This window comes from Vibrio sp. ZOR0018, assembly GCF_963865925.1.
Classification (GTDB): domain Bacteria; phylum Pseudomonadota; class Gammaproteobacteria; order Enterobacterales; family Vibrionaceae; genus Vibrio; species Vibrio anguillarum.
Window position 1 is genome coordinate 18,431 of sequence record NZ_CAWMCN010000108.1, and the last position, 25,644, is coordinate 44,074.

Sequence of the window (25,644 nt, forward strand, 5' to 3'; positions counted from 1 at the left end):
CAAGAGAAATGAGCAGTAAAGTTGGCATAAATCGATAAAAAATGCCAACTTTATTATTGGTTATAATGATAGATTATTTCAATATGGCTTGGTTTAACCATTGATCAAATTGACTTTTTGGTAAAGCGCCATTGATCATATCGACTCGTTGACCATTTTTAAACACCATAATGGTTGGAATGCTGCGAATTTGAAATTTTGTGGCGAGGCTTTGTTCAGTTTCAGTATCAATTTTTATAAAGCGAATGTTTCCTTTTCGTTCCGTCGCAGCATCACTGAATACAGGAGCAAAACCCACACACGGATTACACCAAGGTGCCCAGAAATCGACGACAACGGGTTGGCGACTATTAAGCAGTGCTTCGAAATTGGCTTCCGTTCCTTCAATGGGCGCTCCATCAAATAGGGGAGCTTGGCATTTACCGCAATTCGGGCTTTCTGTTACTCGTTCTATCGGAACTCGGTTCATTGCGTGACACGAAGGACAACGAGTATTGAATGTTGACATGGTTTCCTCTCTTTATTTTTGTGTTTTGTTCCAGTCGCATTTGACGCACTAGACTTAACGTCGGAGTAAAAGCGCGTATACTGACTGACATCAAAAGGACCTTTTGAGTCTCATTTCTCTTTCATACGATGAGTTTTTAATTTTAGGTCTTTGGATTGCATTAGAAAATACAACAAAAACAGGTTAACAATGACAAAATTCTATGCCGAAATTACAGGTTGGGGTAAATGCCTACCACCTGCAACGCTCTCAAACCATGATCTTAGCACCTTTATTGAAACTTCCGATGAGTGGATTAAAACTCGCACCGGGATTGAACAGCGCCGCATTAGCCATGTGAATACCTCGGATTTAGCTACGGTGGCCGCCCAACACGCCATCGCTTGTGCTGGGATTGATGCAACTGAGATTGATCTCATCATCATCGCAACCTGTTCGCCAGATTCTCTTATCCCAAATATTGCCTCGAAAGTGCAGCAGAATCTTGGGATTAAAAATGCAGCCGCTTTTGACTTAAATGCAGCCTGTACCGGTTTTGTTTATGGATTAGAAACAGCGACGCGTTTAATGCAAGCAAGCCATTACCGCCATGCGTTAGTGGTGGGTGCTGAGCGTCTCTCTTTTTACATTGATTGGACCAAACGTGATACCGCCGTGTTGTTTGGTGACGGTGCTGGCGCTGTTGTCTTGAGTAAAACCGATAAAGTAGTGGGTTTGCAAGATGCACAAATCGGCTGTGATGCAGAAGGGCGTGATATTTTGGCGGTGCCTAGATTTGGCTCATCGATGGATCGTTTTGCCGCTGACAATGGGTATTGGGATTTTGATTTTGTTGGGAAAGAGATTTTTAAACGCGCGGTTCGAGGCATGGGCGCAGCGGCGCAAACTGTGTTGGCGCGTTCCGGTCTTTCAACCGAACAAGTCGATGTGGTGATCCCGCATCAAGCGAATATTCGCATCATTCAAACCTTGTGTGACTTATCAGGTATTAGCCAAGATAAAGCATTTGTTAACATTCAACACTATGGTAATACATCTGCCGCGACCGTACCTATTGCATTGTGTGAAGCGGTAGAACAAGGGAAAATCAAACCGAATGATAACCTGCTGGTGGCTGCTTTCGGGGCGGGCTTAACTTGGGGGGCTGGGCACATCAAATGGGGCGAGCGTGTTACCGCGATTAGCCGTAGCCAAGCGCAGTTACCAGAGTGTCAGTCCAGTGCGTTAGAATTATTGGCCAATGCAATTGAGCACTGCCAGCAGCGCCCGCTATCTAAATAACGTTTAGAAAACGAATGTTCACACAGTACAAGCAGTATGAGAACAGGCCACAATGTGGCCTGTTTTACTCTCAATGCTAGGTGTGTAAACTAGGCAATCGCCATGGCGAGCAGGCTAATTGGATGAATGGTTTCTAACGCGGTATTTTCTTCAATTTGCCATTTACAGGTTTCACAATCGGTAATCGCATAGTCAGCTTGCGATGTTTTGATTGCATCAAACAGGTGCGCGCCAATTTTCATTGAAACGTCATAGTTCTCTTCTTTAAAACCGTAGGTTCCCGCTAAGCCGCAGCATTCGCTGTCTAAGACCACTAACTCCAATCCTGGGATCATTTTTAATAATTCAATGGTAAAAATGACATTACCGCTGCGTTCAAGGTGGCAAGGGGTGTGGTAAACCACTTTCAATTTAACGGGTTTCATTTTAGGCGCATTACCGCTCATGAACTCTTTGAGTAGAAAGCGTGTTACGTACTCGATTTGTTTGACCACCTTACTATTATCAACCCCTAAAACATGAGGGTATTCTTGTTGTAAGGTAAACGAACACGTTGATGAGGTGGAGAGGAGCGTCGTTTGACGATCAACTACCGCGGCTTCGATATTTTTCACATTCAATAGCGCATTTTTACGCGCTTTATCGTGAAAACCATTGGCAATCAGCGGTACACCACAGCATTTCTCGTTATCCAGTAACCGTACGCCGATATTCATCGCATTCATCACAGAGACAAAATCTTTACCTAACTGCGGGTGGTTATAGTTAACGTAGCAGCCGTGGAAATAGGTCACTTGCCGGTTATACAGGGGTTGGCGTGTGCAGTTCTGCTTAAACCAACGACGAAACGTGCCGTGTGAGTATTTGGGAAGTGATTTATGATCGTGCACACCAATGGTCTTGTGCATCAGTTTTTTTACCATCGGCATAGCCGTAGCAGCGTTCACGATCGGTGCAAATGGTGTGGCGATCGTGCCAAAAAGATCGGTATGGCTCAGCACGTAATCACGCACCAGCTTTGGACTCAGCGTTTTTTTACCATGTTTGCCACGTGCCACAGCAATGATATCGCCAATTTTCACTCCGGAAGGACAGGCGGTTTCACACCGTTTGCAGTTGGTGCAGAGCTTGAGTAGGTCGTCATAATACTCTGCGCTTTTAATCCTCAAGCGTTCGCCATCCGGTCCGCACTGTTTTGGCCCCGGATAGAGTGGGTTTGCTTTAGCAACCGGGCAATAAACGGTACAAACAGTGCATTTGATGCATTGATCAAAAGAGGTATTTTTGGGTGCGGCTTCAACAAAAGAGGTGCTCATGCTAATACCTCCTGAATGGCTGGTCGAGATTGAGTTTGAGCCATAATTTGAGAGGTAGCGTGGTAAGCGCTGGCAATAGCAACGCCTCCACCGCTGCCTTCAAAGACAGGATCATAACCCGCGAGCATCGAACCACAGCAGTATAAATTGGTAATGATATTACCTTGATGAGTTGGATTCAGTGACGTGTTGGTCAGCACACCAAAGGTCATGAAAGGGTGAGAGTTTGCTGAGAAAAAGGCATGGTTTCGCCATAGAGCGCGATCATGACAGCTCTCCGTCTCTAATTGGAACACGGGTTCGCTAATACCGTGATGAGAAGCCTGTAAACCTTGGCTGAAATAGCTCCCTGTAGCCATCACGAAATGGTCAGCTTGAATCGGCATATCATTGAGATTTTGAGTATGAATGGCGGTCAAACGGTTGCCATCAAATTCACCACTGATGACTTTATCGCCTTTTAAATGAGTACCACCCATGGTTAAAAAAGCTCGGCTGAGTGTCTCTTCAATGCGGATGCCCATTAATGATGGCGGCATGGTCGGGACTTCATGCAACTGCAAGTTGGTTTCCAATTTAAGTTTGTTCAGTAAGGTTAACCCATCACCATTGCCCATGATGGCAGGTAGGATCACTAGATCTTGCACAGTGGCATGACGGATCAGTTGATCACAAAAACTGCGCCATGCATGTGGTTGTTTGAGCAAACGAGCAATATCGATGGATCGCAGTTCGTTGGGATTATGGCGAAGTGCTTCGAAACCCGGAATCGTGATATTGATGATCTCACTTGGGATAGCCGAAAATGCAGGTAGAGCGCGTAAGTTATCTTGCAGCATATGTGGTTGAAAATCTCGATAACCATCGATGGCGAGCAGCACAATACGCTTGAAATCAGCATTCGTTTTATGTTGATAAACATAAGGTTGTGATAACCAAGTGGCTTTCAATGTCCCCATCGGAGTTATGCGATAGTGGTTACTATTATCCGCTTGGTGTGTCAGCGGCATGCCGCGTTGCTGCAGCGTTTTTTGAAACCACATTAACCCTTGCGAAATAGTGTCAGCGCCAATTTTACTGTAAGGGTGATTCGGGGCTTGTTGACGTAATGCTTCCATGGCGAGCAAAGGGGATTCAACCGCTTCGCCGCTAGGCAGTTTACCCAGAACATCGATGGAACCGGATGAAAAATGCAGAGCACTTTGGCCTTGACTGATTAGTGCTGTTTTTAGGCCCGCTTGTAAGCAGCGAAGACCTGCACTGTAACCTGCAATTCCACCACCGATAATTGTGACGTCGTATTTCATCATAACGTCTCCTCACTTTCATTTTGCTTGTGTTGCGTTGGAATGTCATTGGCTCCGAACAAGCCTTCGTAAATCCAGTAACTGAATTCAGCTTCGCGCAGTGCATCTCCCCAGAAAATCGGTTTAATGCCTTTCCAGCGCTCTTCTAAAAACTCAACCAACAGTTGGCTCGATTGGTTTCCCGAAACGTGACCATATTCTTGAAATAAGCTGGCGGCGCGATAGCTGCAAAGCTCTCCTTGGCACGGCCCCATACCTAAACGAGTGCGGCGACGTAAATCGACCAAGTTATTTACATCGAGTTGTTTAATTGCGTATTCAATTTCGCCCGCGGTCACCATTTCACATTCACAAATAACCGCTTGGCTCTTTGCATCATCAGATAAGAAATTTTGTGCGCGCTCACCATGGCGATAAATAGCCGATTCATAGACGGGTTTGGCAATGCTGGCGGTTTTTTTGACCTGTTTTGGGGTTTCGTTGGAGCCGGGTAGGGCGCGAGTATGAGTTTCGCAAGGGGTATTATTGCCCAGTTTTTTGGCGACTAAATCGGTCGCCCATTCTGCCATTAGGCGGTAAGTCATTAATTTACCGCCTGTAATCGTGGTGAGGCCTTTCAATCCATCGCGTTGTTCGTGGTCAAGTAATACGATGCCGCGACTGATGTTTCGGCCGCTGCCATCATCATTAATAGAGACCAATGGACGCACACCCGCATAAGCGCGTAATACACGAGTATTCGCCATGATGGGGGCCAGTTTCGCGCCTTCGGCCAGTAGTATATCAACCTCTTTTTCAGTCACGTGCAGGTTGTCAATTTGGTCGTAGTCAATGTGTTCAGAGGTAGTACCGATCAGTGAAATGGTATCACCAGGGACAAGAATATCGGCATCAGAAGGCTTGCGACAGCGGTTGATCACAAGGTTGTTGATACGATAATCAAGGATCAACAATGAGCCTTTCGCGGGGAACATTTTGATGTTGAGATCGGCGTATTCACAGATGTTTTGTCCCCATATTCCAGCTGCGTTAATCACTTCTTTGGCGAAAATCTCATATTGTTGATGAGTGCTGAGCTGTAAACAGCGTACGCCTAATACTGTGTCACCTTGGCGGATTAGCGACGTCACAATGGTTTTGTTCATGATCCGCGCACTATGCTCTTTGGCGTCTAGCACATTGGAAGCGCATAAACGAAAAGGATCGAGTGTGCCATCGGGTACTTTGATCGCGCCAACAAGGTTTGGGTTAACATGAGGCTCTAAACGCAGTGCTTCTTTGGCAGAAAGCGGCTCGGTTGTAATCCCTGCTTGAGCGCACGCGTCGATAAACGTGCTTTGAAAAGCAAGATCGTCTTCAGGCAGAGTAATGAACAGGCCGTCGGTTTTCTCTACACAATGTCTAGCGATATTTTTTAAAATTTGATTCTCTTGGATGCACTCTTTGGCCGATTCAGGATCGGTAACTGCGTAACGTGCCCCTGAGTGTAATAAACCGTGATTTCGCCCGGTGGTACCAGAAGCAATATCATCCTTTTCTAGCAAAATACACGCAATGCCGCGCAGTGCGCAGTCGCGCATGATCCCAGTACCGGTTGCTCCGCCACCAATGATAACAACATCGGTTTCAAATCGTGTGGTTGTGGTCATGGTGAAACCTTATTCGATGAAAAACTTATATTTAGTGTGGCATTTTCAATAGAAAATGTTCGATATGTTGCTCACAAAAGCGCGAATGAGCGAAATTGTGTTTCATTTTGGCGGTAATTTCATCTTTGTATGTTATTTTATATCAAAATGATGAATGGTTTAACAATTTAGGTTGGGTTAATTTAACAACTGGAGTGGATTTTAGAGAACAAATGCGCTTACGAGCTGATCCGATGACTTCATCATCATGCCTCTCTTAGCAGTATGAAATCATATCTCTATCCGTTATTGCACTTGATTATGTCGTTGTTTATAGAGACACCCTTAGTTTCCTATCATTTGTTAAGCTCTGCGTTAATGAGCAGAAGATCAAAATAATGAGTTAATTAACAAAAAACGATATTGCAAGTAACAAAATTGTGTTCGAACGCTCATAAATGCTGTTTTTTAATTTTCGTGGGAAGAAAAATGTGCAAAATTTGCCACACACAAACATTGTGTACACAAAAAATAAACAAGGACACTTACTATGACTCGAACAAAACAACATACTCTTCTCGGAGAGTGTATCGCGGAGTTTATCGGCACCGGATTGCTGATTTTTTTCGGTGTAGGCTGTGTTGCTGCCTTAGTTCTTACTGGCGCACAATTTGGTCAGTGGGAAATCAGCATCATGTGGGGCTTAGGTGTGGCAATTGCCATCTATTGCACTGCGGGTGTTTCTGGAGCTCACATTAATCCGGCGGTGACCATTGCACTGGCCGCCTTCCACGGCTTCAACAAAGCAAAAGTACTTCCCTATATTGCGGCGCAAATGCTCGGTGCATTCTGCTCTGCTGCTCTGGTTTACGGCTTGTACAGCAACCTTTTTACTGATTATGAAATCGCACACAATTTTGTACGTAGCAGTCAAGAGGCGTTAGCCACAGCGGGTATTTTTTCTACCTACCCTAATGCTTCATTATCATTTGTTGGTGCATTGGCGGTCGAATTTGTCATCACAGCAGTATTAATGTTCGCTATTTTGGCACTAGGTGATGAAAATAACGGCGCACATCGCAATGCAATGAACCCATTGCTGATTGGTATTCTGATTGCGGTTATCGGCGGTTCACTTGGCCCATTGACTGGCTTTGCGATGAACCCTGCGCGTGATTTTGGCCCTAAATTGTTTGCCTACTTAGCTGGCTGGGACTACGCACTAACAGGTGCAAAAGATATCCCATACTTCATCGTACCTGTCATTGCTCCTATTGCTGGTGCCTGTTTTGGGGCATGGGCTTACCCTAAATTTATTGGCGCGTACTTACCCACTGTCGGCGTAGGCTGCACCATTCCAAACCAGTGTGATGACGTAGAAGAAAGTGAGCAAGCTCACGTCTAAAATAACGATAACACTTCATAAAACGATTAACGTGAAAGATAAGGAAAAGACCATGACTGAGCAGAAATATATTGTTGCCCTTGACCAAGGAACAACAAGCTCACGTGCTGTAGTGTTAGATCATGATGCTAACATTGTCAGTGTTTCTCAGCGTGAATTTACCCAGATCTACCCTCAAGCTGGCTGGGTTGAACATGATCCACTGGAAATTTATGCGACGCAAAGTTCGACACTAGTAGAAGCACTTGGCAAAGCTGGTATTCGCAGTGATGAAATTGCGGCGATTGGTATTACCAACCAACGTGAAACTACGGTGGTGTGGAACAAAGAAACGGGTAAACCAGTCTACAATGCGATTGTATGGCAATGTCGACGTACCGCATCCATTTGTGAAGAATTGAAAGCACGCCCAGGGCTAGAAGAGTACATTCGCGAGAATACAGGCCTAGTGCTTGACCCTTACTTCTCTGGCACCAAAATCAAATGGATTTTGGATAATGTCGAAGGGGCTCGTGAAGACGCTGAGGCTGGAAAACTACTGTTTGGTACAATTGACTCGTGGCTCGTTTGGAACATGACACAAGGCCGTGTTCACGTTACGGATTATACCAATGCTTCTCGCACTATGCTTTTCAATATCAACAACTTGCATTGGGATGAGAAAATCCTAAAAGAGTTTGATATTCCTTTGTCTATGATGCCTGAAGTGAAGAAATCTTCCGAAGTTTACGGCCAAACCAACATTGGTGGTAAAGGCGGGACACGTATTCCTATTGCTGGAATTGCGGGTGACCAGCAAGCTGCGCTTTATGGGCAGATGTGTGTTGAGGCGGGCCAAGCAAAAAATACTTACGGCACTGGCTGTTTCTTATTGATGAACACAGGTAAAGAGAAAGTCACCTCACATAATGGCTTGCTAACAACTCTAGCTTGTGGCCCTGCTGGTGAACCTCACTACGCGCTTGAAGGTGCAGTCTTTATGGGCGGTGCATCGATTCAATGGTTGCGTGATGAATTGAAACTGATTTCAGATGCTCATGACTCGGAATATTTCGCTACGAAAGTTGATACGGCCAACGGCGTTTATGTTGTGCCAGCGTTTACTGGTTTAGGCGCGCCGTATTGGGATGCTTATGCCCGTGGTACGATTGTTGGTTTAACGCGTGGCGTGAATTCGAACCATATTATTCGTGCGACCTTGGAAAGTGTCGCTTACCAAACACGTGATGTACTTGATGCAATGCAAGCTGATTCTGGCATTAAACTGTCTGCGTTACGCGTAGACGGTGGCGCGGTAGCCAATAATTTCTTAATGCAATTCCAATCAGATGTGCTTGATACCGAAGTACACCGTCCTAAAGTGACGGAAGTGACCGCGCTAGGGGCAGCCTATTTAGCTGGTCTTGCGGTTGGCTTTTGGGGAAGCTTGGATGAGCTTGCTGATAAAGCCGTGATCGATAAAACATTCGTTCCTCATCAAGATGAAGAGAAGCGCGATCGTCGCTATAAAGGTTGGAAACGTGCGGTGAAATGTGCTCAAGCTTGGGCAACTATGCACGATGACGAAGAGTAATACTTAGCCTTATGGCCTCTATGTATCCCCCTGCTAGAGGCTTTTTGCTTGGCTATTTATGCTTTTGCTCTCTGATTTATCGATAAAAAATGCTCTGTCATCGTGGCAGAGCATTTTTTTACACGTCAATTTTTATTATTTTGGGTTTATCATGCAGCGCTTTTGGCGTCAGCCGTTTTTTTTTCTCGTTGCATCTTGGCTAAAAAGTAGATGTTTACGCAGGCGATAAAACCGTTGGTGAGCACTACAGGCCATGAATCAATCATTAGTCCGTAAGCGGTAAACAGTGCACAACCAACAAAATTAAGAATACGCAGTTTAACGATATCTTTCATTGTCAGCGAGATTGCCACCATGATCGAAGCTGCATAGCCCAAAATTTCAACCACATTCATTTCCATAATTTGACCCTCTTAATATATGCCGAACGATGTCGGTACCAATCTTCTCGCCGTGAGATAAGTGAGGAAGCTCCGTGCCTCGAATGGTCATAATTGATTTACTGTGTATAAATATAACAATAGCTAATATGTGATAAAAGACTCAAAACTAGGTTCGGTGAAGGTTAGCGATTACGCAAACGTTTAATGTCTATCACATAAAATTTATCGCACTTTTTGTTGATAGAAATATTGATTTGTTTTGTGAATGTTTTGGCCATAAAAAAACCCGTCTTAAGACGGGTTTCGAAGATGGTCGGCATCAATTTTACTTTTTGCCTTGAGTCATTTGTTTATCTTTATCGGTCAGCTCGCGGATACGACGGCTAATATCACGGCGCTCTTTTGAAATTTCTGCGCTTTTGATGATGTGATCATCGACGCGATCTTCGTAATCGGCTTTCATGTTATTGATGATCGCCATGACTTCTTCGTGGGTCATATCCGGTTTCATGTAATCGAGTAAGTTTTCAAGCAGTTCAACTCTTTTACGGTTATCACGAACTTTTTTCTCGTTATCTAGCAGTTCACGTTTCAGTTTATTTTTACGGCGAGCTTGGTTAACAATTTCAAATACGATACTCATAGGTTCCTTTTCCCAACTTGAATGTCAATGCTATTGATTAAATCATATCGAGCTGATTCATAACAGCCTTTAGATCAATCCTGACTCACTCTTGATTAAGAAATAATCACTCTAGTCATGAGTGATTGTATTGGTACGGATAGGCGCTATATCATGTACCTTTCAAATCGCTATCTTATGGTATTTAGAGATGCAACTTTCAGAAATTTTAGTACCTAAAAGAAAGGATGTACCTGCAAACGCTGAACTGCATCACAGTGTTAAATTGCGTGAAGCTTATATTAGCGAACGTGAGAAGCTGGAGATGACCGAGTTAGAGTTAAACCGTGCAAAGATTGTGATGATTGATAGCAATGGGAAAATCATCCGAATTTCACTGTTGTTAGAACACTAATGCAACATCGATTGTGGCCTCGATTAGGAAACTCCGCTTAGAAAAAAGGAAATTATAATGAACATTGAGCTCTCTCCCCTAGAAGCACGAATTATTGGCTGCTTAATTGAAAAAGAAGTGACCACGCCTGATTACTACCCATTAACGCTCAACAGCTTGACCACCGCATGTAACCAAAAAAGTAACCGTGAGCCAGTGCTGTCATTAACCGAAGCTGAGGTTCAAGATGCCGCTGAGGGCTTGATCGCTCGTCGCCTGATGAGTGATGAAAGTGGTTTTAATAGCCGAGTGAGCAAATATCAGCACCGTTTCTGCAATACCGAATTTGGCGATTTAAAGCTGTCAAATCAAGAGCTTGGTTTGGTGTGCTGCATGCTGCTGCGTGGGCCACAAACGCCGGGAGAGTTGCGCACTCGTACTAACCGATTATGCAGTTTTACCGATGTAAAAGAAGTCGAAACTATTTTAGACGCTTTAGCCAACCGTGAATCAGGCCCGCTGGTGGTGAAGCTACCCCGTGAACCGGGTAAGCGAGAGTCGCGTTATCAACATCTCTTTTCTGGAGAGGTTGACGTTGAAAGTTTAGAGCAAACCTTTGCTCATGCTCCGGAAGGTGGGGCGACTGCTCGTATTGATCAGCTTGAACAGGAGGTTCACGCATTAAAAAATGAAGTCGCCGAGTTACGCGCTTTGGTGGAAAGCTTACTGTAAGTGAATAAGGTTTCCCACAAAGATAGCCCGGACTGGTGGGTTTATTTGGTTCGAACCCGCCATCAAGCACTGTATTGCGGTATTACAACGGATGTTGAACGACGCTTTGTACAACACCAAACAGGGAAGGGTGCAAAAGCGTTACGAGGTAAAGGGCCGTTATTATTGGTTTGGTCTCAACGTGTAGAAGGCGGTAAAAGCCTCGCTTTAAAAACTGAGCTAGCGATTAAAAAACTGACCAAATTGCAAAAAGAACAGTTGGTGGCAGGGCAAGAGAATGTTCATTTCTCTGTTAGTGGCATGGATGATTTTGGTGACGATTAGGTTTGGTCAGCGGCATTATTCGCCAATTTCATGTGCAATGTAAAAAATTGTATTAACCTTGTTTAGGGAATAATAACAACAAGGTTGGTTGCAATATGAACAGTTACAACAAATGGTCAGTGGTCTCGTTGCTCTTGTTGGCTTGTGCTTCTGCGCAAGCGGCGAACACGATAGCTGACGCACGTGGTAATGGAATGGGGAATACTGGCGTAACAACGGCCGATTATCTGCTAGCCCCATTCTATAATCCTGCTTTGGTGGCCGTGTATCGGAATAATGACACGTTTGGCGTGCTTTTCCCTGCGGTAGGTGGTGCGGCTAGAGACCCAGACAAAAGCCTAAAATCCATTGATGACCTGCAAGATAGCATCAAAGCGTTTGAAAATTCCGGTACACCCAATCAAAGTGATATTGATAAACTCAATCAGTATTTGGACCAGCTTGCCGATGACAAACCTCTTGCAGCATCGGCGGGCATTGGTATGGCGATAGCAATTCCTCTCGATCTAGTTTCACTTAATATTTTTGCGCGTGGTCACGCGGAGGTGATTGCGCGTTCTGATATTGCGGCAAATACAGGCAGTAGCGGCACCGACGTTGAGAATCGTTATAAAAATTCAACCGTTGATCTGATTGCATTTGGTTACTCAGAATTTGGCCTAGCACTGGCCAAAATATACAACATTCGTGGCCAACAATTTTCATTTGGCATTACGCCAAAAATTCAACAATTAAGAACCTATAAGCAAAATGTTTCGGTAAAAGAATTTGATCTTGCTGATTATGACAAAAGCGAAACGAACGATAATGCCTTCAATCTTGATTTAGGGGCTGTGTGGTTAATTAACGATTTTCGAGTGGGTGTTGCGGTAAAGGATCTTTTTGCTCAAGAATTAAAAACCATTGACGGTTTAAGCTCATATGATTTGGATACGCAAGTCACAATCTCGGGTGGATATGTCACTGAGTTTTTCACTGCTGCAATTGATTTAGATGCAACAAAGCAGAGTCGTTTCCAAGACCAAAAAGATGATACACAATACCTACGCTTTGGCTTAGAAGGTAATGCTTGGGGATGGGCACAGCTTCGTGCGGGTTATGAAATCGATTTAGAAGATACTTTGGACAACGCCGTGACGTTTGGTATTGGCATCAGCCCCGGAGATCTTGTCAGTTTCGATCTTGCAGGAAACTATGCTGGAGATAATCAATTTGGCATTTCTGGAAATTTAGCTTTCACCTTTTAAGTATAGGAAAGCATTTTGATGCTTTTGTTTAGTAAATGAGCGGTTATGAGTGCAAGTCAGCTTTTTTAGTGGTTTGCACTATCATTTATGAGGAACATACTAAATAATCAAGATGATATACGGGCTACTTGTTTGATCCTTCATTGGGTAGTCCGAGAATATGATGAGTGCGAAATCAGCCATTGTGTGTCATTAAATCCAGAAGTTAGTGTAATGAGAATGCCATGAGAAAAATCCTGCTCCTTTCATTTGTGTTCAGTGTCAGTTTGGCAGCCTCCACTCAGGCTGCAGCGCAAGTTTTAAATGGCTATTGGCGATATCAAGAGTTTTTAGATCTTAATCCTGCGCAACAGGCTCTTACCGACCAGATGATACAGGCAGTGCGTCAACCTCCCGCTGTACTCTCAATAGAGCAAGATAAACCTATTCATATTTCTGTTGTTTATCCCGGTCAACAAGTTTCCGATTATTGGGCGCGCAATATCAAAGCCTTTGAGATGCGTTTAGACGAACTTGGGATTAGATACCAAATTAACCAAGTCTTCACTCGTCCGAATGTCGATATTCGCCAACAAAGTTTATCGTTGATGGAAGCGATCAGAAACAAATCCGATTACTTGGTGTTTACGCTTGATACCATCCGCCACCGTAAATTTATCGAGCAGTTGTTAAGTTCAAATCAAACCAAAATTATTCTGCAAAATATCACTACGCCAGTAAAAAGTTGGGGAGATCGCCAGCCTTTTATGTACGTGGGGTTTGATCATGAAATTGGCACAATGAAACTGGTGGATTACTACAAAAAGTCGGCGCCAAAGAATAGTGCTTATTCCGTACTCTATTATTCTGAAGGCTATGTTAGCGATGCACGCGGCGATAGTTTTATCCAAGAAATGAGTCGAGACAGCAAATATCACTTGGCCTCTTCGTTTTATACAAAAGCGACACGAGATAGTGCATTTGATGCAACTTTGCGTATTCTTAAACAAACACCAGATATTAATTTTATTTACGCATGCTCTACTGATGTTGCACTCGGTGCCATGGATGCGTTGCAGCAGCAAAATAGAGAAGATATTACGTTAAACGGCTGGGGCGGTGGTGAGGCTGAATTGGACGCGCTGCAAAATAGCACACTTGATGTGACTATCATGCGTGTCAATGATGATGCCGGTGTTGCTATGGCGGAAGCCATTAAGTGGGATCTTGAAGGAAAGCCGGTACCTACGGTTTACTCTGGTGATTTTGAATTGGTAACCAAAGAGGTCTCTTCAGCGTATATTGAAAAGCTCAAAAAACGAGCATTTCGTTACTCTGACCATTGATATATCGAGTCATTAATGAGTTTAAGGTCAAGCACCGTCAAGAAAAAACAAAAGATAGCTACCGTGATCACCAAATCAATGATTGCGGTGATTGGCGCATTGACGCTCAGCGTTTTATTTCAAAGTTATCAGATCAGTAGCAAAATCATTGCTCAAGAAGTGCAACGTACGGCTTCTCAAACCTCTAGTCTCATTCAGAACCTCTTTAACTTCCGTCTTTCATTACTGCAGATAAACCAAGATAGCAGCGCAAAAAATGCAGGTTTAGTTAAAGCAATTCGTAAGGGCGATAATGACAGTATTGATCAGTTCTTTTTTGGAGTTGACCAGCTAGAAGTATCCAACACGCCTGACATTCGTTTCATTTCTGATTCTGACAGCCTGATGTGGGAAGATGGCAATGCTCAGTTTTATGGTATTGAACAAAACGAGCTGGTAAACATGTCTCGTAAAGTCGCGTTAAGTAATAACTGGCATATGATCAAATCGTCCTCTCAATTGGGCTATGCCTACCTAATGGTCAGACGTACTCCCGTTATTGACTCGCAGTCCGGAGAGGTGATTGGTTTTTTGCATCTTGCTACCGTACTTAACAACAATTACGTGCTGGCAGAAACATTACGTGAAGGGAGTAACTCAGAAAATCTCGTGATGACGACGGGTGAAAAGGTCTTAGCCTCAACAATTAATGGTGATGAGACCTACACGGAACGTGATGTTTTAGAAGATAATTTTGACGCCTATAGTTTTGCCGATTACATGGTAAGCCGTACCGCGTTAACCATAGAAGGCGTACCAATTTATATTAACGTCCTCAGTGTGCAGAGCAATGAGAACGTATTGAAATTACGTGAAAATTATTTTTTTTGGATGATTTTTGCCCTTTTTGCGATGGTGATAGTCTCTATTTTGACTCGTTGGTGGTTACAGCAGCGTGTCAAAAATGAAATCAGTAGCTTGATGAATTACACCCACAAAGCTGCAGAAGCTGGGAGTTATGAGCTTTTTTCTGGTTCTAAAATCTATGAATTTGATCACTTCGGCAGAACGCTAGAACACACATTTCAACGTTTATCTGAGCAAGAAAAACAATTTGAAGATCTGTTCAATTTTTCACTTTCGCCCATCATAGTATGGAGTATCGACGGTGATATCATCAAAATGAACCCATCAGCAAAGAAATATTTCATGCGTCGCAATGATCAACAGCAATGCATTCTTGATGCATTAAAGCAAGAACTGCAGCCAAAGATACGCCTTGCGGTTGAACAAGAAACGTTCCGAGAGATAAACGTTGAAGTTGGCAACAAGGTTTTCCGCTGGAATTTATCGCCCATTATTTTTGAGCAGAGAATTGAGTCAATCATCACTCAAGGACAAGATATTACGACAATCGCTGAGGCGGCCAAACAGAGCCGACTCGCAAGACAAGAAGCGGAAGAGTCGGCGCGTATTCGTGCTGAATTTCTTGCAAAAATGAGCCATGAGCTGAGAACACCATTGAATGGAATTTTAGGGGTTTCTCAATTACTTAAGCGTGAAATCAGTGACCATGAGCAACTTGAACAAGTGAATGTGTTATGCAGTAGTGGTGAACATTTATTGGCGGTGCTGAATGATATCCTTGATTTTTCAAAGATAGAGCAGGGACAGTTTAGAATTCAAGAGTCTGACTTTAAGCTGGTTGAGGTCATCTCTGCCGTGGAAAGTATCTATCGGCCATTATGTGCGGAAAAAGAGATTGAGTTCAGCCTAAAGAGCAATATTCCGCCTGATATGATGATCCATAGCGATCAAGTCCGCCTGAACCAAATTCTGTTTAATTTATTAAATAATGCGACTAAGTTTACCCATAATGGGTTGATTAGCATTGAGTTCCAGCAAAAGAATAACCACCAATTGTTTATTTCGATTAGTGATACAGGTATCGGCATCAGAGAGCAAGATCTCGCGCTTATTTTTGAGCCTTTTACTCAAGTAGAATCAAACACCACACGAGAATACGGCGGTAGTGGTTTGGGGCTTGCGATTGTCAAAAGCTTAATTGAGATGCTTGGTGGTGCCGTAAACGTGAAAAGCCAATTTGGAGTAGGTACTACATTTTCTGTTGAACTCCCGCTGGTTGTCGTGAGTGACTGCGGGAAGGATATACCATCTTATGAGCGCGCGCCGCCACATGAAATGTTTGAAAAACCAATCAAAGTGTTGCTAGTCGAAGATAATCATACCAACGCTTTTATTGCTCAAGCATTTTGCAAAAAATACGGTATGGAAGTGACAAGAGTAGAGGATGGTCTACAGGCGATTGATTATGTGAAAGATCATCCAGTGGATCTTATCTTAATGGATAACCAACTGCCTTACTTAGGTGGGGTTGAAACAACCCATTTGATCAAACATGAGTTGATGATGGATGTACCTATTTATGCGTGTACAGCTGATGGTATGCAATCGACTAACGAAGCATTTATGGCCGCAGGTGCAGCGTATGTGATAGTTAAACCTATCAAAGAGAAAGCATTGCATGAGGCTTTTTGTCACTTCCAAAAACGGCAGAAATAAAGCACCGCGCAACATTCTTATACGCTACCAGCCATAAAAGCGCGTTCTAATATTTCTTTTTTCAATGCAGCTGTCATTGCAATTGATTCAAGAAATTTAACGCCTACTAACATTCCTTTACCTTGTTGACGCACACTGACGATTTGGCAAGCGAGATCTTGTGGTAGAAGTGGGGAGAGTGTGGACTTTATCTCAATAAACATATCTTTTTCTAAATGGTGCAAGCCAGGAATAAATAGCGCGCAGCCAGAAATAGAAAAGTCGATCAATTTCCCTTTAAATTGATGCTCTCCTTCATGCATAACGGCTGGCAAAGAGAGTTTATAGCGCTCGTGCTCACGGATTGGTTTGGTCACAAAGTGCTTAGGAAACTTGATAAACAGTAATCCGAACGGTTTAGAAATACTACGAATAATCGAGGTTTTGAACGCGAGTATATGACCTAATTCAGTGTCACAAATCCCACGCAAAATGATTTGGATATTAACTATTTTTCGCATCACCAAGTCTTCACGAGCTTTAACGGGCATATCGATCAGTACGTATCTTTCACGTTTGCATCCGACAATTGTCGTTGAAAAGCTGTAAGAATCCTCAGGTCCGAATTCAATAGTGACGAGGATTTTCATGCATGGCTTAAGGAGTTTGATGAGATCGTCGCTGTTAGTATTCGGAATTGGCATTGAGTGGCATCGTCGTTACGGAAATATAGCTTTACTATACCCCGTGATTTTTACGTCACCTACTAAGAAAAAGTAAAAAACTCTCAGAAGATCATGTTTCTAAGAGCTTTTCTCAAGTTTAATTCTAGTGGCTACATCTTGTGTTAAGCACTGATGCGTTGACATTCGCAAGTTGATGATTGGTCGATATAATCATTTAACTGATGAATTTGTTCAGTGTTAAATGTTAAGCCGAGTTTACTTCTGCGCCATAGGATATCTTCACATGAAGAAGCAAATTCATAATGTAAGAGATAATCGACTTCGCATTGATAGAGCCCAAACGCAAAATGTTTACCCAGATCAGCACTACTTTGCACATTATCGAGCATCACCGAAGCTCGGCTACCATAATTAGTGATCCAGCGGTTAATGGTCGCTTTATCAAGATCTGGGAAGCGCTGCTCAAGCTGCTGTTTGAGCTGTGCTGGATAAAAGGCTTCTCCACCAGGCAGTGGTTTGTTTGCGGTCCAACTGTCAGACATTTGATTAAAAAATGGTTTTAATTGACCCATAGCAGATTCAGCTAACTTGCGATAAGTGGTTAACTTTCCACCAAAAATAGAAAGTAGTGGCGCATTATCAGCTTGTTGATCCAATGAGAGTGTATAGTCCCGAGTAATGGCTTGTGGTGAGTCAGACTCGTCATCACATAGCGGGCGTACACCGCTGAAGTCAGCCACAATATCATCCAGTGTGACCTGATGGATAAAGTGTTTATTCACCACATCCAATAAGTACTGTTTTTCTTCGACGCTAATTTTCACTTGACGAGGATCACCTCGGTATTCGACATCGGTGGTGCCTATCATTGAATAGTGATCAAGATAGGGGATCACAAAGACGATCCGTTTATCTTCGTTTTGTAAAATATACGCCTGCTCTTCATCGTGAATTTTCGGCACGATAATATGTGATCCTTTGATAAGCCGGATACCGTAGGGAGAAGTAATTTCAATCTGCTCATCAATGAACTGTTTAACCCAGGGACCTGTTGCGTTGACAAGCGAGTGACTGCGGCGAGTAAAACGAGTTTGTGTTTTTTCATCAAACAAAGTCACATGCCATAACTCGTCAACACGACGAGCTGATTCAACGCGGCAATAGTTTTTTACTTCGGAACCGAGTTCACGTGCTTGCATCGCATTCAGTATCACTAAACGAGCATCATCGACCCAGCAGTCTGAGTATTCGAAACCCATTTTCATCTCATTTTTAGTCACCACACCCGCGTTAAGGGCTATTTTTTTGCTGGCAGGTAGTGAGGTGCGTTTGCCTAAATGGTCATAAAGAAAAAGTCCGGCACGAATCATCCAAGCAGGTCTTAGAAAAGGGCGGTGTGGTAGACGAAATCGCATTGGTTTTGCAATGTGAGGTGCTTTGCGCAACAGTACTTCGCGTTCAGCCAATGACTCACCGACTAAACGAAATTCATAATGTTCTAGGTATCTCAACCCACCATGAATTAATTTTGAGCTCGCAGAAGAGGTAGCGCTAGCAAAGTCTTTTGCTTCATACAGGCCAACTTTCAGCCCTCGGCCAGCAGCATCTACGGCGATGCCTGCCCCATTGATACCGCCACCGACAACAATAATGTCGAGCACATTGTTTTCGGCTTCAATCGAGTTGCAAACAGAATGGTTGTTCATTGAGCGTACCTATTTCGTTTTTGTTCTGTAATGTTCGTATGAAACCATTTTTTAGTCGAAATAGTTAGTTTTTTGTTTTTTTATTTTGATCTCGATCATTATTTTCTAATGCATATGCTCACTTAACCAATAAAAAAGGCGTTACGTGAATACGTAGCGCCTTTTTTATTGTGAGAGGCAATACCTTAACGAGCGAGTTTGCGATGGGCGCGTGAAAAATGGCCGGCGCAGAACGCACCGACAATAGAAAGTTCACCAGCCAGACAGAGTGATGCTGCCACTTCGGCTAACGCTTGCGAATGACCAGTACCGTGCAGACCGAGAATATCCAAACATGCTTTTTGACTCGGTAACCCTGTACCGCCACCAACGGTCCCTAACATTAAATTGGGTAAGGTTACACTGGCGTACAAACCACCATTTTTGTCCACTTCCATGCGTGTCATACCAATTGCCGATTCAGCAACGCAAGCGGCGTCTTGCCCACAGGCAATATACAAAGCAGCGAGTGCATTAGCGTAATGCGCGTTAATGCCTATCGCGCCGCTTAATGCCCCACCGACAGTCGTCATTTGGCCAAATTGCATCATAGACTGTGGCGTCGTATGCAGATGTTTATGGATGAGTTCGGCAGATAAATGCACCTCGGCAGTCACTTTTTTTCCTCTCACACTACGCAGTGTTTGGCTAGTGGCTTTTTTATCACCCGATAGGTTGCCATCAAGGAATGCGTATTCAGGCTGCACAGGAGTATTCGCCAGAATGGTTTGGAACACGGCATTGGTGGCAATAGTGACCATGTTTTGCCCTGATGCATCGCCGGTTAAAAACTCAAACACGAGGTAGACATGGTTCCCTTCAATATTGACATTAATATCTGACAGTTTTCCGTGTGCTGTCGTGTTTTCTGCAACTTGTTTAAAGTGGTCATATTGAGTCACTATCCACGCCACAAACTGCCCAGCTTCGATTAAGTTATAAAATGCAAAGCCTGGCGTGCGAGCAACGCCTTCATTTAACAACATGGCGCTTGCACCTCCTGCCGCAGTGAGCAGTTTTGCCCCACGATGATAAGAGGCAACCAAAGCGGCTTCGGTTGTAGCGAGCGGGACGAGATAATCACCTTTGGCAAACAGTCCGTTGACTCGTAATGGCCCTGCGATCCCAACTGGAACTTTGACTGTGCCAATAAAATGCTCAATATTTTTGTGGTAGCTGAGCATATCTTGTTCTGTTGAGTCATCTAAAAGCGCACTTTTGTTCGTTCGCATGTTAAGTACTTGCCAACGGCGTTCTACATTTTTTGCGGTTAAATACGGACTTGGTGTTAATTTGAGCGTTGGAGAAGTGAGCTTGGGTTGGAGTATTTGCTCTAGCTGCTGGGCTGATATATCACCACCCAAAATAGAAACATAATCTCTTCGATGCAGGTTTAGCTTAGGCATAGCGAATCATGGTAAAGAATTTGCGGGCATTGTACTCACCATGCACATAAACACAATATTTGCTTGTGTTGCAAGTTGTGTGAAGAGTTAGGCTTGGATATCCAATATTGAACCCAGCATGTCTTGATCTCGTTGGATAATATTGGTGCCAATGCGGTTATATTGTGTAGCTTGGTTCAATTTTAGTAGGCTATCAATTTCTTCAGGTTTTTCTTCAGCTTTAGCAACAACTTTATCAAACTCAACTTTATTAAAAGCAAGCGCTTTGTCCGCCTTATCAACAGGAGATATGTCTTTTTCCATATTGAGCTCACGAGCCGCATCCTCAGCCATTTTATTTGACTGATTGATCAGTTGATAGCCAGAATGAACACCAGATATAGACATAAGCTTACCCTCGTCGATGTCTAAAGTTTAGGCTCCGTTTACTTTTTGCACAAGAAGAAATTCGTGACTAGGAAAAGAGGCTCGAAAGCACATTCAGCTCATCATCAGTGAGCAAATTATTCGATTCATTTTCCAAAGAGTGCTTTATCTCGCCTTGTAATAAACGCAGTTGTTGAGGTGTTAAATGCTGTAATTGTGATTTTAAAGACTCAAATTGATTATGCGTCATCGACTCATGCCTCAGTAAAAAATGCGCTGCCTTCTCACCGCGGTAAGTTTGATGTCCTTTCATGGCCTTACACCTGTAAGAAAATACTTAATCTGAGATTATTCTCGATGTGGCGATTTTTTGTCCGAAAAATGTCAAGTTATAACAAGAGAAAGGTGAGAGCCGCTCGAAATTGAGCCGCTCTCATTATTACGACAATTGCTAGTTTACACGGACGGCAAACTTACTGGCGAGAGAGTGAAGCTCAGGTAGCATGCGATAAATAAGGTGCAGCTGTTGTAAGACCATTCTTACCGAGCTTTCATCTTCTTCACGCCATTCGGCTAAGCGTTTCTCTAAGCCTGCATCGTCAATGTCGCTGGTATCGCATTCATCACAATGTTCATAAAGTTGTTTGTGCAACACCTCTAGGTGTTGGTGGATCACTCGGTGAGTTTCAAGTACCAGTTGGTGCGTTGCTTCATCTTCGATGCGTGTCCGATGGGCCCCAAGAGCGGAGATATAGCTGAGCAGTGCATGGTTCAGTGTCAGAAAACGGAAACTTTCATCGATTGCCGCGCGATATTTACCCGGTTCTGCCAGCATATTACTGATCGCTGCGGTTAAATTTGCGTCTTGGTTGTGGGCATTGCGCCGTGAGATGCGATAGCTCAAGTTGTCTTTTTTACCGATGCGGTACTGACCAATAATCTGTCCCAAATAGGCTTTGTTGGCATCGATCGCATCCGCCATGACTTTATGTAATCGTTTTGATTGCCAGTCAGGGAGGATCAGCACTACCGCTGCGACGGCCAATGCGCAGCCAATCAGAGTATCGGCAAGCCGAGGCAGTACCACGGCGTAACCTTCACCCAATTGATTAAAGCAAAACAGCACTAAAAGAGTAATAAAGCCAGTCGCATAGCCGTAGTTGTTTAATCTAAAGGCGAAAAACATCACACCTGATAGTACGATAAAGACCAATTGGCTTTCTGGCGATGGGAACAAGGTTAATAGCAGCACGCCTAAAAACAGCCCCGATAACGTGCCAATGATTCGGGCCGTCAGTTTTTGCCGAGTGGCTGAGTAGTTTGGCTGACAAACAAACAGTGTCGTGAGTAAAATCCAATAGCCTCGTTCAATACCAAAACCTTGGATGATTCCGTAACCGATAGTGAGTGCGATAGACATACGCAGCGCATGACGAAATAGCATGGAATCTTTATGCAGATTTGCCTTCACCCGTAACCACATGGCTTTAAGAGTGTGGGCTTCTGTATCATACAACATACCCTCTTCGAGCTTGTTAGCATCAGGGTTGTTAACGTTATTGAGTTGCTTTTCTACTGTTGCTAAGTTATTGAAAAGATAACCTAATTGCGCTAGTAGCATTCGCCAGTCAGGGCGTTGTTGTTCTTGTAGGTAGTTTAATGAGCTTTGCAATTCATCCAGAGCCATGATTGACTCTGAATGGTGCTGATAGCTTCGCCCTAACTGAATCGATTGGGCTATTTCACGGCAGGCTTTAGCCTGTGTTTCTAATAAATGTTTAAAGCGAAACAGCACATCTGAGCGGCCAAAGTGTTCGGCAAGCTCTTGATAGCGATAATGACTTGAATTGACACGTTCATGGATATCTTGTGCCATAAAATAGATGTTGAGAAATCGGTCACTGGCACCATCAATATGGCCTCTTTTTGAACGACTCAACAAAGTGGCTTTACATTGATTGAGTGCGGTAACCGTTGCCGCGTTTAAATTGGCTTCAGCAATTCGATATGGCTGAGGGACTAAGTTCGATACGGGATGGAAGAGATGGCTTTTGGACTCAAGATAATTGGCCAATTGCAAAAAAACATTCGCTAAGCTTTGCTGTACTGGTTGCATTGGCCAAAACATATGCCAAATCATCGACATGAAGTAATACCAAGCGGCACCCGTCAGGAGCAAAACGGGTTGAAACCACAAATTCACGCTTTGGTGTGCACCCAACATGGTGTAGATGGCGATAAGTAAGGAGCCAAAGGCGATGCTGGCATAACGTGGGCCAATTGCGCCAAGAATGATAAAACCAAACGAGGAGATGAATAACCCAATCGCAAACAGTGGCGGGGTATGGAAAAGCAGTTCGATAGAAAATGCAGCGATAGCAAAGCAGATAAATGTCAGAGTGAGGGATTTTAACCGTCCACTGAAACTATCATCACTTTCAGCCAGTGCTGCGGCAATCACGCCAAGGATCAGTGGCGTAATCCAAGTATTGAGGTTGTAGTGCCACGCAGGAATGACCACACCTAATAGAGTGATCAAAATGAGAATGCTGTAATTGACAGTTTTATTCGCCCAATAAAGGCGAATTTTGCTAGAGAGCGGCACGATACTTCAACATCCAAAAAGAAAACCATAGTGTAGCAGAAGCGTTGATTAACACTCTGATCAAGATAAAGAAAAACGTCTACTTGATTACAAAATCAACAACAGTAATCTTGACATTAATTTTTCAATGCCCACTGTGATTGGTATATCATATTCACATTCTTATAAAAGAGCATAAAACCATGCAGCTGAGCGCAAATAAGCCTGCACAATTTCTCATTCAAGACGAATATAACCAAGTTGAACTTGACCAACAGCGTTTGATTATCTCCTCGGCTGTCAGCGAAGAGCGGATCCCGTTCACGGTTTGGAACGGTAAAGTCCGTGTTAAGCGTGGTTTGTTTTGGGGAGCATTGCAGTTTTTTGCGCATGAAGATGAAGGCGTTCAGCAATCATGGTTGGTGCAAGGTTTGCCTTGGCCCGAATGCCGACAGTTTGCCCATACGGCGGTAGCGGCTTATCAACAATGGCACAATCGTCAATGTGTGCAGTTGAGTCAGTATCTGCCTCGCTGGGAGCAAGAGCTCAATCGCTTGAAGCGTTTACCCTCTTTTTTGCCACACTCCTTATTAGATGTTTGGGTTTTGCAAGTGGAAGCTGATTTTTCGACGATGGACATGAAATTAGCCGAAGCACGTCAACGGCTACCTGATGCTATTGCTCAGCTCTCGCCTTGGCTTACGGATCGCTCGGCGTCCCTTGCCCAGCGAAATCAACACTGGCTTGAATTGGAACGTCAAAACTGGGAAGTCTTATTCTCTCAAGTTGAAAGTTCTCCACTTAATTTGTCGCAGCAACACGCAGTGCTACTCAATGATGATCACAACCTCATCCTAGCGGGTGCAGGTTCGGGCAAAACCAGCGTTTTGACGGCGCGTGTTGCGTATCTACTCCAAAGTCACCTTGCACAGGCCCACGAAATTCTACTGGTGGCTTTTGGTCGCGATGCGTCGAAAGAGATGGAACAGCGATTAGATAGCAAAATCGGCATGGCGGCGGAACACGTTCGCGTTAATACCTTCCATCAGTTAGGGCTGAAAATTTTAAACGAGGTCGAAGGGCGAGAAGCGATCATTTCGCCTGTAGCTCTAGACAGTAACTTAAAGTTGGCATGGTGTATTGATTGGTTGAAGAAACATTGGATGACGCCGACCAATTTTAAGCGTTGGCAGAAGCATTTATCTAAATGGCCAATTGCTTATTTAGCTGGTGATGATGAACTGGGCAGCCATGTTGAAAACCCAAAGCTGATTGCATGGTTGGAAAAGCAGCTTGAGCAACTGGCTATGCTTGGTCTTGGGAAAAAGGAGTTGCAACAACGTTTGATTGACCATCCAGACTATTCAAGGCTGAACAGTGAGCTCTCTTTGTGCTGGCCATGTTACCAAGCTTGGTTACAAATGCTCAAAGAGCAAAATCAAATCGATTTTAATATGATGATCAGCCGCGCAACGGAATACGTTGAAAAGGGCAAATTTAAATCGAATTGGAAATTCATCATGATCGATGAATACCAAGATATTTCACCACAGCGATTGGCGTTGATCCAATCTTTGTGTGAGCAGCAACCAGGAGCGTGTAACTTATTTGCAGTGGGTGATGATTGGCAGTCAATCTATCAATTTGCTGGTTCTGACGTTGATCTTACGACTGGGTTTAGTGAACGCTTCCCACACTCGACGGTTCATTATCTGGATACGACTTATCGTTTTAATGATCAGTTGGGTGCGGTGGCTAACCAGTTTATTCAAGCCAATCCGAATCAGTTACCAAAAACACTTAACAGCTTCAAGCAGCAAAAACAAAAATCAGTTTTTATTGCACCAAGTAACAACATTGAAAAGATCTTGGATCAGCTCAATCGCCAAGCGAATAGTACGCAATCTGTGCTATTGCTTGGACGAAACCATTATCATAAACCAGAGCGGCTTAACGACTGGAAAAAGCATTACCGCTCACTCAATATAGAATTTATGACTTGTCATGCCAGTAAAGGTAAAGAAGCCGATTTTGTGATTGTGCTCGGTGTTGATGAGGGGCAGTTTCCGGCTCGAGTGAAAGCGCTGCATATCGATAGTGCATTGAGCCAATCGAATGATGATTTCCCCTACGCCGAAGAGCGCCGTTTATTCTACGTTGCAATGACCCGCGCTAAAGAGAAAGTGTGGATCACGCACTCGGGCAGTGGCTCGGTTTTTGTTCGCGAATTGCTATCAGGGGATTACCCAGTGGTGAAGCAGAAATAACGCA

Annotated in this window: 22 protein-coding genes; 10 read left to right on the forward strand and 12 right to left on the reverse strand. The window is 43.8% G+C overall.

Translation table 11 applies throughout. The features are described 5' to 3' along the window. Positions 1-73: 73 nt before the first annotated feature. On the reverse strand, positions 74-508 hold the full coding sequence (trxC, locus tag AACR75_RS08950; RefSeq protein WP_047689644.1) for a thioredoxin TrxC: 435 nt from the start codon (positions 506-508) through the stop codon (positions 74-76). A 189-nt stretch (positions 509-697) separates the two neighbouring features. On the opposite strand from trxC, the gene AACR75_RS08955 reads away from it, so the two are divergent. Continuing rightward, a complete protein-coding gene (locus tag AACR75_RS08955) occupies positions 698-1,789 on the forward strand; it encodes a ketoacyl-ACP synthase III (protein ID WP_047689650.1) in 1,092 nt (363 codons plus the stop codon). Between the two features lie 89 nt (positions 1,790-1,878). On the opposite strand, the gene glpC is transcribed toward AACR75_RS08955, so the two are convergent. Genes glpC through glpA form a run of 3 tightly spaced genes read right to left on the reverse strand, consistent with a single transcriptional unit; the run spans position 1,879 to position 6,061 of the window. After that, positions 1,879-3,105, reverse strand: coding sequence for an anaerobic glycerol-3-phosphate dehydrogenase subunit GlpC (gene glpC / locus AACR75_RS08960; RefSeq protein WP_047689652.1), 1,227 nt, complete (start codon positions 3,103-3,105; stop codon positions 1,879-1,881). Next, positions 3,102-4,415 (reverse strand): glycerol-3-phosphate dehydrogenase subunit GlpB, encoded by a 1,314-nt coding sequence (gene glpB, locus AACR75_RS08965; RefSeq protein WP_047689653.1) that lies wholly within the window; start codon positions 4,413-4,415, stop codon positions 3,102-3,104. The genes glpC and glpB overlap by 4 nt, the downstream gene beginning before the upstream one ends. Continuing rightward, complete coding sequence (gene glpA / locus AACR75_RS08970) at positions 4,412-6,061, reverse strand: anaerobic glycerol-3-phosphate dehydrogenase subunit A (RefSeq protein WP_047689654.1); 1,650 nt, start codon at positions 6,059-6,061, stop codon at positions 4,412-4,414. The genes glpB and glpA overlap by 4 nt, the downstream gene beginning before the upstream one ends. Positions 6,062-6,590: 529 nt before the next feature. On the opposite strand from glpA, the gene AACR75_RS08975 reads away from it, so the two are divergent. Next, a complete protein-coding gene (locus AACR75_RS08975) occupies positions 6,591-7,445 on the forward strand; it encodes an MIP/aquaporin family protein (protein ID WP_047689657.1) in 855 nt (284 codons plus the stop codon). A 52-nt stretch (positions 7,446-7,497) separates the two neighbouring features. Beyond that, positions 7,498-9,018, forward strand: a complete 1,521-nt coding sequence (gene glpK, locus AACR75_RS08980; protein ID WP_026029114.1) for a glycerol kinase GlpK — start codon at positions 7,498-7,500, stop codon at positions 9,016-9,018. A 149-nt stretch (positions 9,019-9,167) separates the two neighbouring features. Here the strand turns inward: glpK and AACR75_RS08985 are convergent, their stop codons facing one another. After that, positions 9,168-9,419, reverse strand: a complete 252-nt coding sequence (locus AACR75_RS08985; protein WP_013867916.1) for a YgjV family protein — start codon at positions 9,417-9,419, stop codon at positions 9,168-9,170. A gap of 307 nt (positions 9,420-9,726) precedes the next feature. Then, a complete protein-coding gene (locus AACR75_RS08990; protein ID WP_010319897.1) occupies positions 9,727-10,044 on the reverse strand; it encodes a DUF496 family protein in 318 nt (105 codons plus the stop codon). Between the two features lie 190 nt (positions 10,045-10,234). Here AACR75_RS08990 and AACR75_RS08995 point away from each other — a divergent pair, with 190 nt between their 5' ends. The 6 genes from AACR75_RS08995 (at position 10,235) to luxQ (ending at position 16,607) form a co-directional block, all read left to right on the forward strand. Continuing rightward, entirely contained in the window at positions 10,235-10,438 is a 204-nt protein-coding gene (locus AACR75_RS08995; RefSeq protein WP_026028336.1) for a hypothetical protein, read from the forward strand. Positions 10,439-10,495: 57 nt separating this feature from the next. Continuing rightward, positions 10,496-11,149, forward strand: coding sequence for a YceH family protein (locus AACR75_RS09000; RefSeq protein ID WP_017046396.1), 654 nt, complete (start codon positions 10,496-10,498; stop codon positions 11,147-11,149). Beyond that, positions 11,150-11,473 (forward strand): GIY-YIG nuclease family protein, encoded by a 324-nt coding sequence (locus AACR75_RS09005; protein WP_013867913.1) that lies wholly within the window; start codon positions 11,150-11,152, stop codon positions 11,471-11,473. It begins immediately after the preceding gene. Between the two features lie 95 nt (positions 11,474-11,568). Beyond that, the gene (locus tag AACR75_RS09010; protein WP_017046397.1) at positions 11,569-12,720 is read left to right on the forward strand and encodes a conjugal transfer protein TraF; all 1,152 of its coding nucleotides are present in this window, start codon (positions 11,569-11,571) and stop codon (positions 12,718-12,720) included. Between the two features lie 224 nt (positions 12,721-12,944). Then, entirely contained in the window at positions 12,945-14,045 is a 1,101-nt protein-coding gene (locus AACR75_RS09015) for an autoinducer 2-binding periplasmic protein LuxP (protein WP_013867911.1), read from the forward strand. A gap of 15 nt (positions 14,046-14,060) precedes the next feature. Then, complete coding sequence (gene luxQ, locus AACR75_RS09020) at positions 14,061-16,607, forward strand: quorum-sensing autoinducer 2 sensor kinase/phosphatase LuxQ (RefSeq protein ID WP_047689659.1); 2,547 nt, start codon at positions 14,061-14,063, stop codon at positions 16,605-16,607. Between the two features lie 17 nt (positions 16,608-16,624). Here luxQ and AACR75_RS09025 read toward each other — a convergent pair whose 3' ends face one another. The 6 genes from AACR75_RS09025 to yccS all read right to left on the reverse strand — a co-directional run bounded on the left by AACR75_RS09025 (position 16,625) and on the right by yccS (position 23,394). After that, positions 16,625-17,290 (reverse strand): PilZ domain-containing protein, encoded by a 666-nt coding sequence (locus tag AACR75_RS09025; RefSeq protein ID WP_019282225.1) that lies wholly within the window; start codon positions 17,288-17,290, stop codon positions 16,625-16,627. A gap of 143 nt (positions 17,291-17,433) precedes the next feature. Further along, the gene (glpD, locus tag AACR75_RS09030) at positions 17,434-18,978 is read right to left on the reverse strand and encodes a glycerol-3-phosphate dehydrogenase (RefSeq protein WP_047689660.1); all 1,545 of its coding nucleotides are present in this window, start codon (positions 18,976-18,978) and stop codon (positions 17,434-17,436) included. 185 nt (positions 18,979-19,163) lie between these two features. After that, positions 19,164-20,423: a hydroxymethylglutaryl-CoA reductase gene (locus tag AACR75_RS09035; RefSeq protein WP_047689667.1), complete on the reverse strand. Its 1,260-nt coding sequence runs from the start codon at positions 20,421-20,423 to the stop codon at positions 19,164-19,166. Positions 20,424-20,510: 87 nt separating this feature from the next. After that, positions 20,511-20,810, reverse strand: a complete 300-nt coding sequence (locus AACR75_RS09040; RefSeq protein WP_013867906.1) for a hypothetical protein — start codon at positions 20,808-20,810, stop codon at positions 20,511-20,513. A gap of 67 nt (positions 20,811-20,877) precedes the next feature. Continuing rightward, positions 20,878-21,102 (reverse strand): hypothetical protein, encoded by a 225-nt coding sequence (locus AACR75_RS09045; protein ID WP_013867905.1) that lies wholly within the window; start codon positions 21,100-21,102, stop codon positions 20,878-20,880. A gap of 138 nt (positions 21,103-21,240) precedes the next feature. Then, positions 21,241-23,394: a YccS family putative transporter gene (gene yccS, locus AACR75_RS09050; protein WP_013867904.1), complete on the reverse strand. Its 2,154-nt coding sequence runs from the start codon at positions 23,392-23,394 to the stop codon at positions 21,241-21,243. Between the two features lie 182 nt (positions 23,395-23,576). Here yccS and helD point away from each other — a divergent pair, with 182 nt between their 5' ends. After that, positions 23,577-25,640, forward strand: coding sequence for a DNA helicase IV (gene helD / locus AACR75_RS09055; RefSeq protein WP_047689670.1), 2,064 nt, complete (start codon positions 23,577-23,579; stop codon positions 25,638-25,640). Positions 25,641-25,644 lie beyond the last annotated feature (4 nt).

Bases quoted from the DNA above. Each gene is read 5' to 3' on its own strand.
- trxC (WP_047689644.1), bottom strand. From the start codon at position 508: ATGTCAACATTCAATACTCGTTGTCCTTCGTGTCACGCAATGAACCGA.
- AACR75_RS08955 (WP_047689650.1), top strand. From the start codon at position 698: ATGACAAAATTCTATGCCGAAATTACAGGTTGGGGTAAATGCCTACCA.
- glpC (WP_047689652.1), bottom strand. From the start codon at position 3,105: ATGAGCACCTCTTTTGTTGAAGCCGCACCCAAAAATACCTCTTTTGAT.
- glpB (WP_047689653.1), bottom strand. From the start codon at position 4,415: ATGATGAAATACGACGTCACAATTATCGGTGGTGGAATTGCAGGTTAC.
- glpA (WP_047689654.1), bottom strand. From the start codon at position 6,061: ATGACCACAACCACACGATTTGAAACCGATGTTGTTATCATTGGTGGC.
- AACR75_RS08975 (WP_047689657.1), top strand. From the start codon at position 6,591: ATGACTCGAACAAAACAACATACTCTTCTCGGAGAGTGTATCGCGGAG.
- glpK (WP_026029114.1), top strand. From the start codon at position 7,498: ATGACTGAGCAGAAATATATTGTTGCCCTTGACCAAGGAACAACAAGC.
- AACR75_RS08985 (WP_013867916.1), bottom strand. From the start codon at position 9,419: ATGGAAATGAATGTGGTTGAAATTTTGGGCTATGCAGCTTCGATCATG.
- AACR75_RS08990 (WP_010319897.1), bottom strand. From the start codon at position 10,044: ATGAGTATCGTATTTGAAATTGTTAACCAAGCTCGCCGTAAAAATAAA.
- AACR75_RS08995 (WP_026028336.1), top strand. From the start codon at position 10,235: ATGCAACTTTCAGAAATTTTAGTACCTAAAAGAAAGGATGTACCTGCA.
- AACR75_RS09000 (WP_017046396.1), top strand. From the start codon at position 10,496: ATGAACATTGAGCTCTCTCCCCTAGAAGCACGAATTATTGGCTGCTTA.
- AACR75_RS09010 (WP_017046397.1), top strand. From the start codon at position 11,569: ATGAACAGTTACAACAAATGGTCAGTGGTCTCGTTGCTCTTGTTGGCT.
- AACR75_RS09015 (WP_013867911.1), top strand. From the start codon at position 12,945: ATGAGAAAAATCCTGCTCCTTTCATTTGTGTTCAGTGTCAGTTTGGCA.
- luxQ (WP_047689659.1), top strand. From the start codon at position 14,061: ATGAGTTTAAGGTCAAGCACCGTCAAGAAAAAACAAAAGATAGCTACC.
- AACR75_RS09025 (WP_019282225.1), bottom strand. From the start codon at position 17,290: ATGCCAATTCCGAATACTAACAGCGACGATCTCATCAAACTCCTTAAG.
- glpD (WP_047689660.1), bottom strand. From the start codon at position 18,978: ATGAACAACCATTCTGTTTGCAACTCGATTGAAGCCGAAAACAATGTG.
- AACR75_RS09035 (WP_047689667.1), bottom strand. From the start codon at position 20,423: ATGCCTAAGCTAAACCTGCATCGAAGAGATTATGTTTCTATTTTGGGT.
- AACR75_RS09040 (WP_013867906.1), bottom strand. From the start codon at position 20,810: ATGTCTATATCTGGTGTTCATTCTGGCTATCAACTGATCAATCAGTCA.
- AACR75_RS09045 (WP_013867905.1), bottom strand. From the start codon at position 21,102: ATGAAAGGACATCAAACTTACCGCGGTGAGAAGGCAGCGCATTTTTTA.
- helD (WP_047689670.1), top strand. From the start codon at position 23,577: ATGCAGCTGAGCGCAAATAAGCCTGCACAATTTCTCATTCAAGACGAA.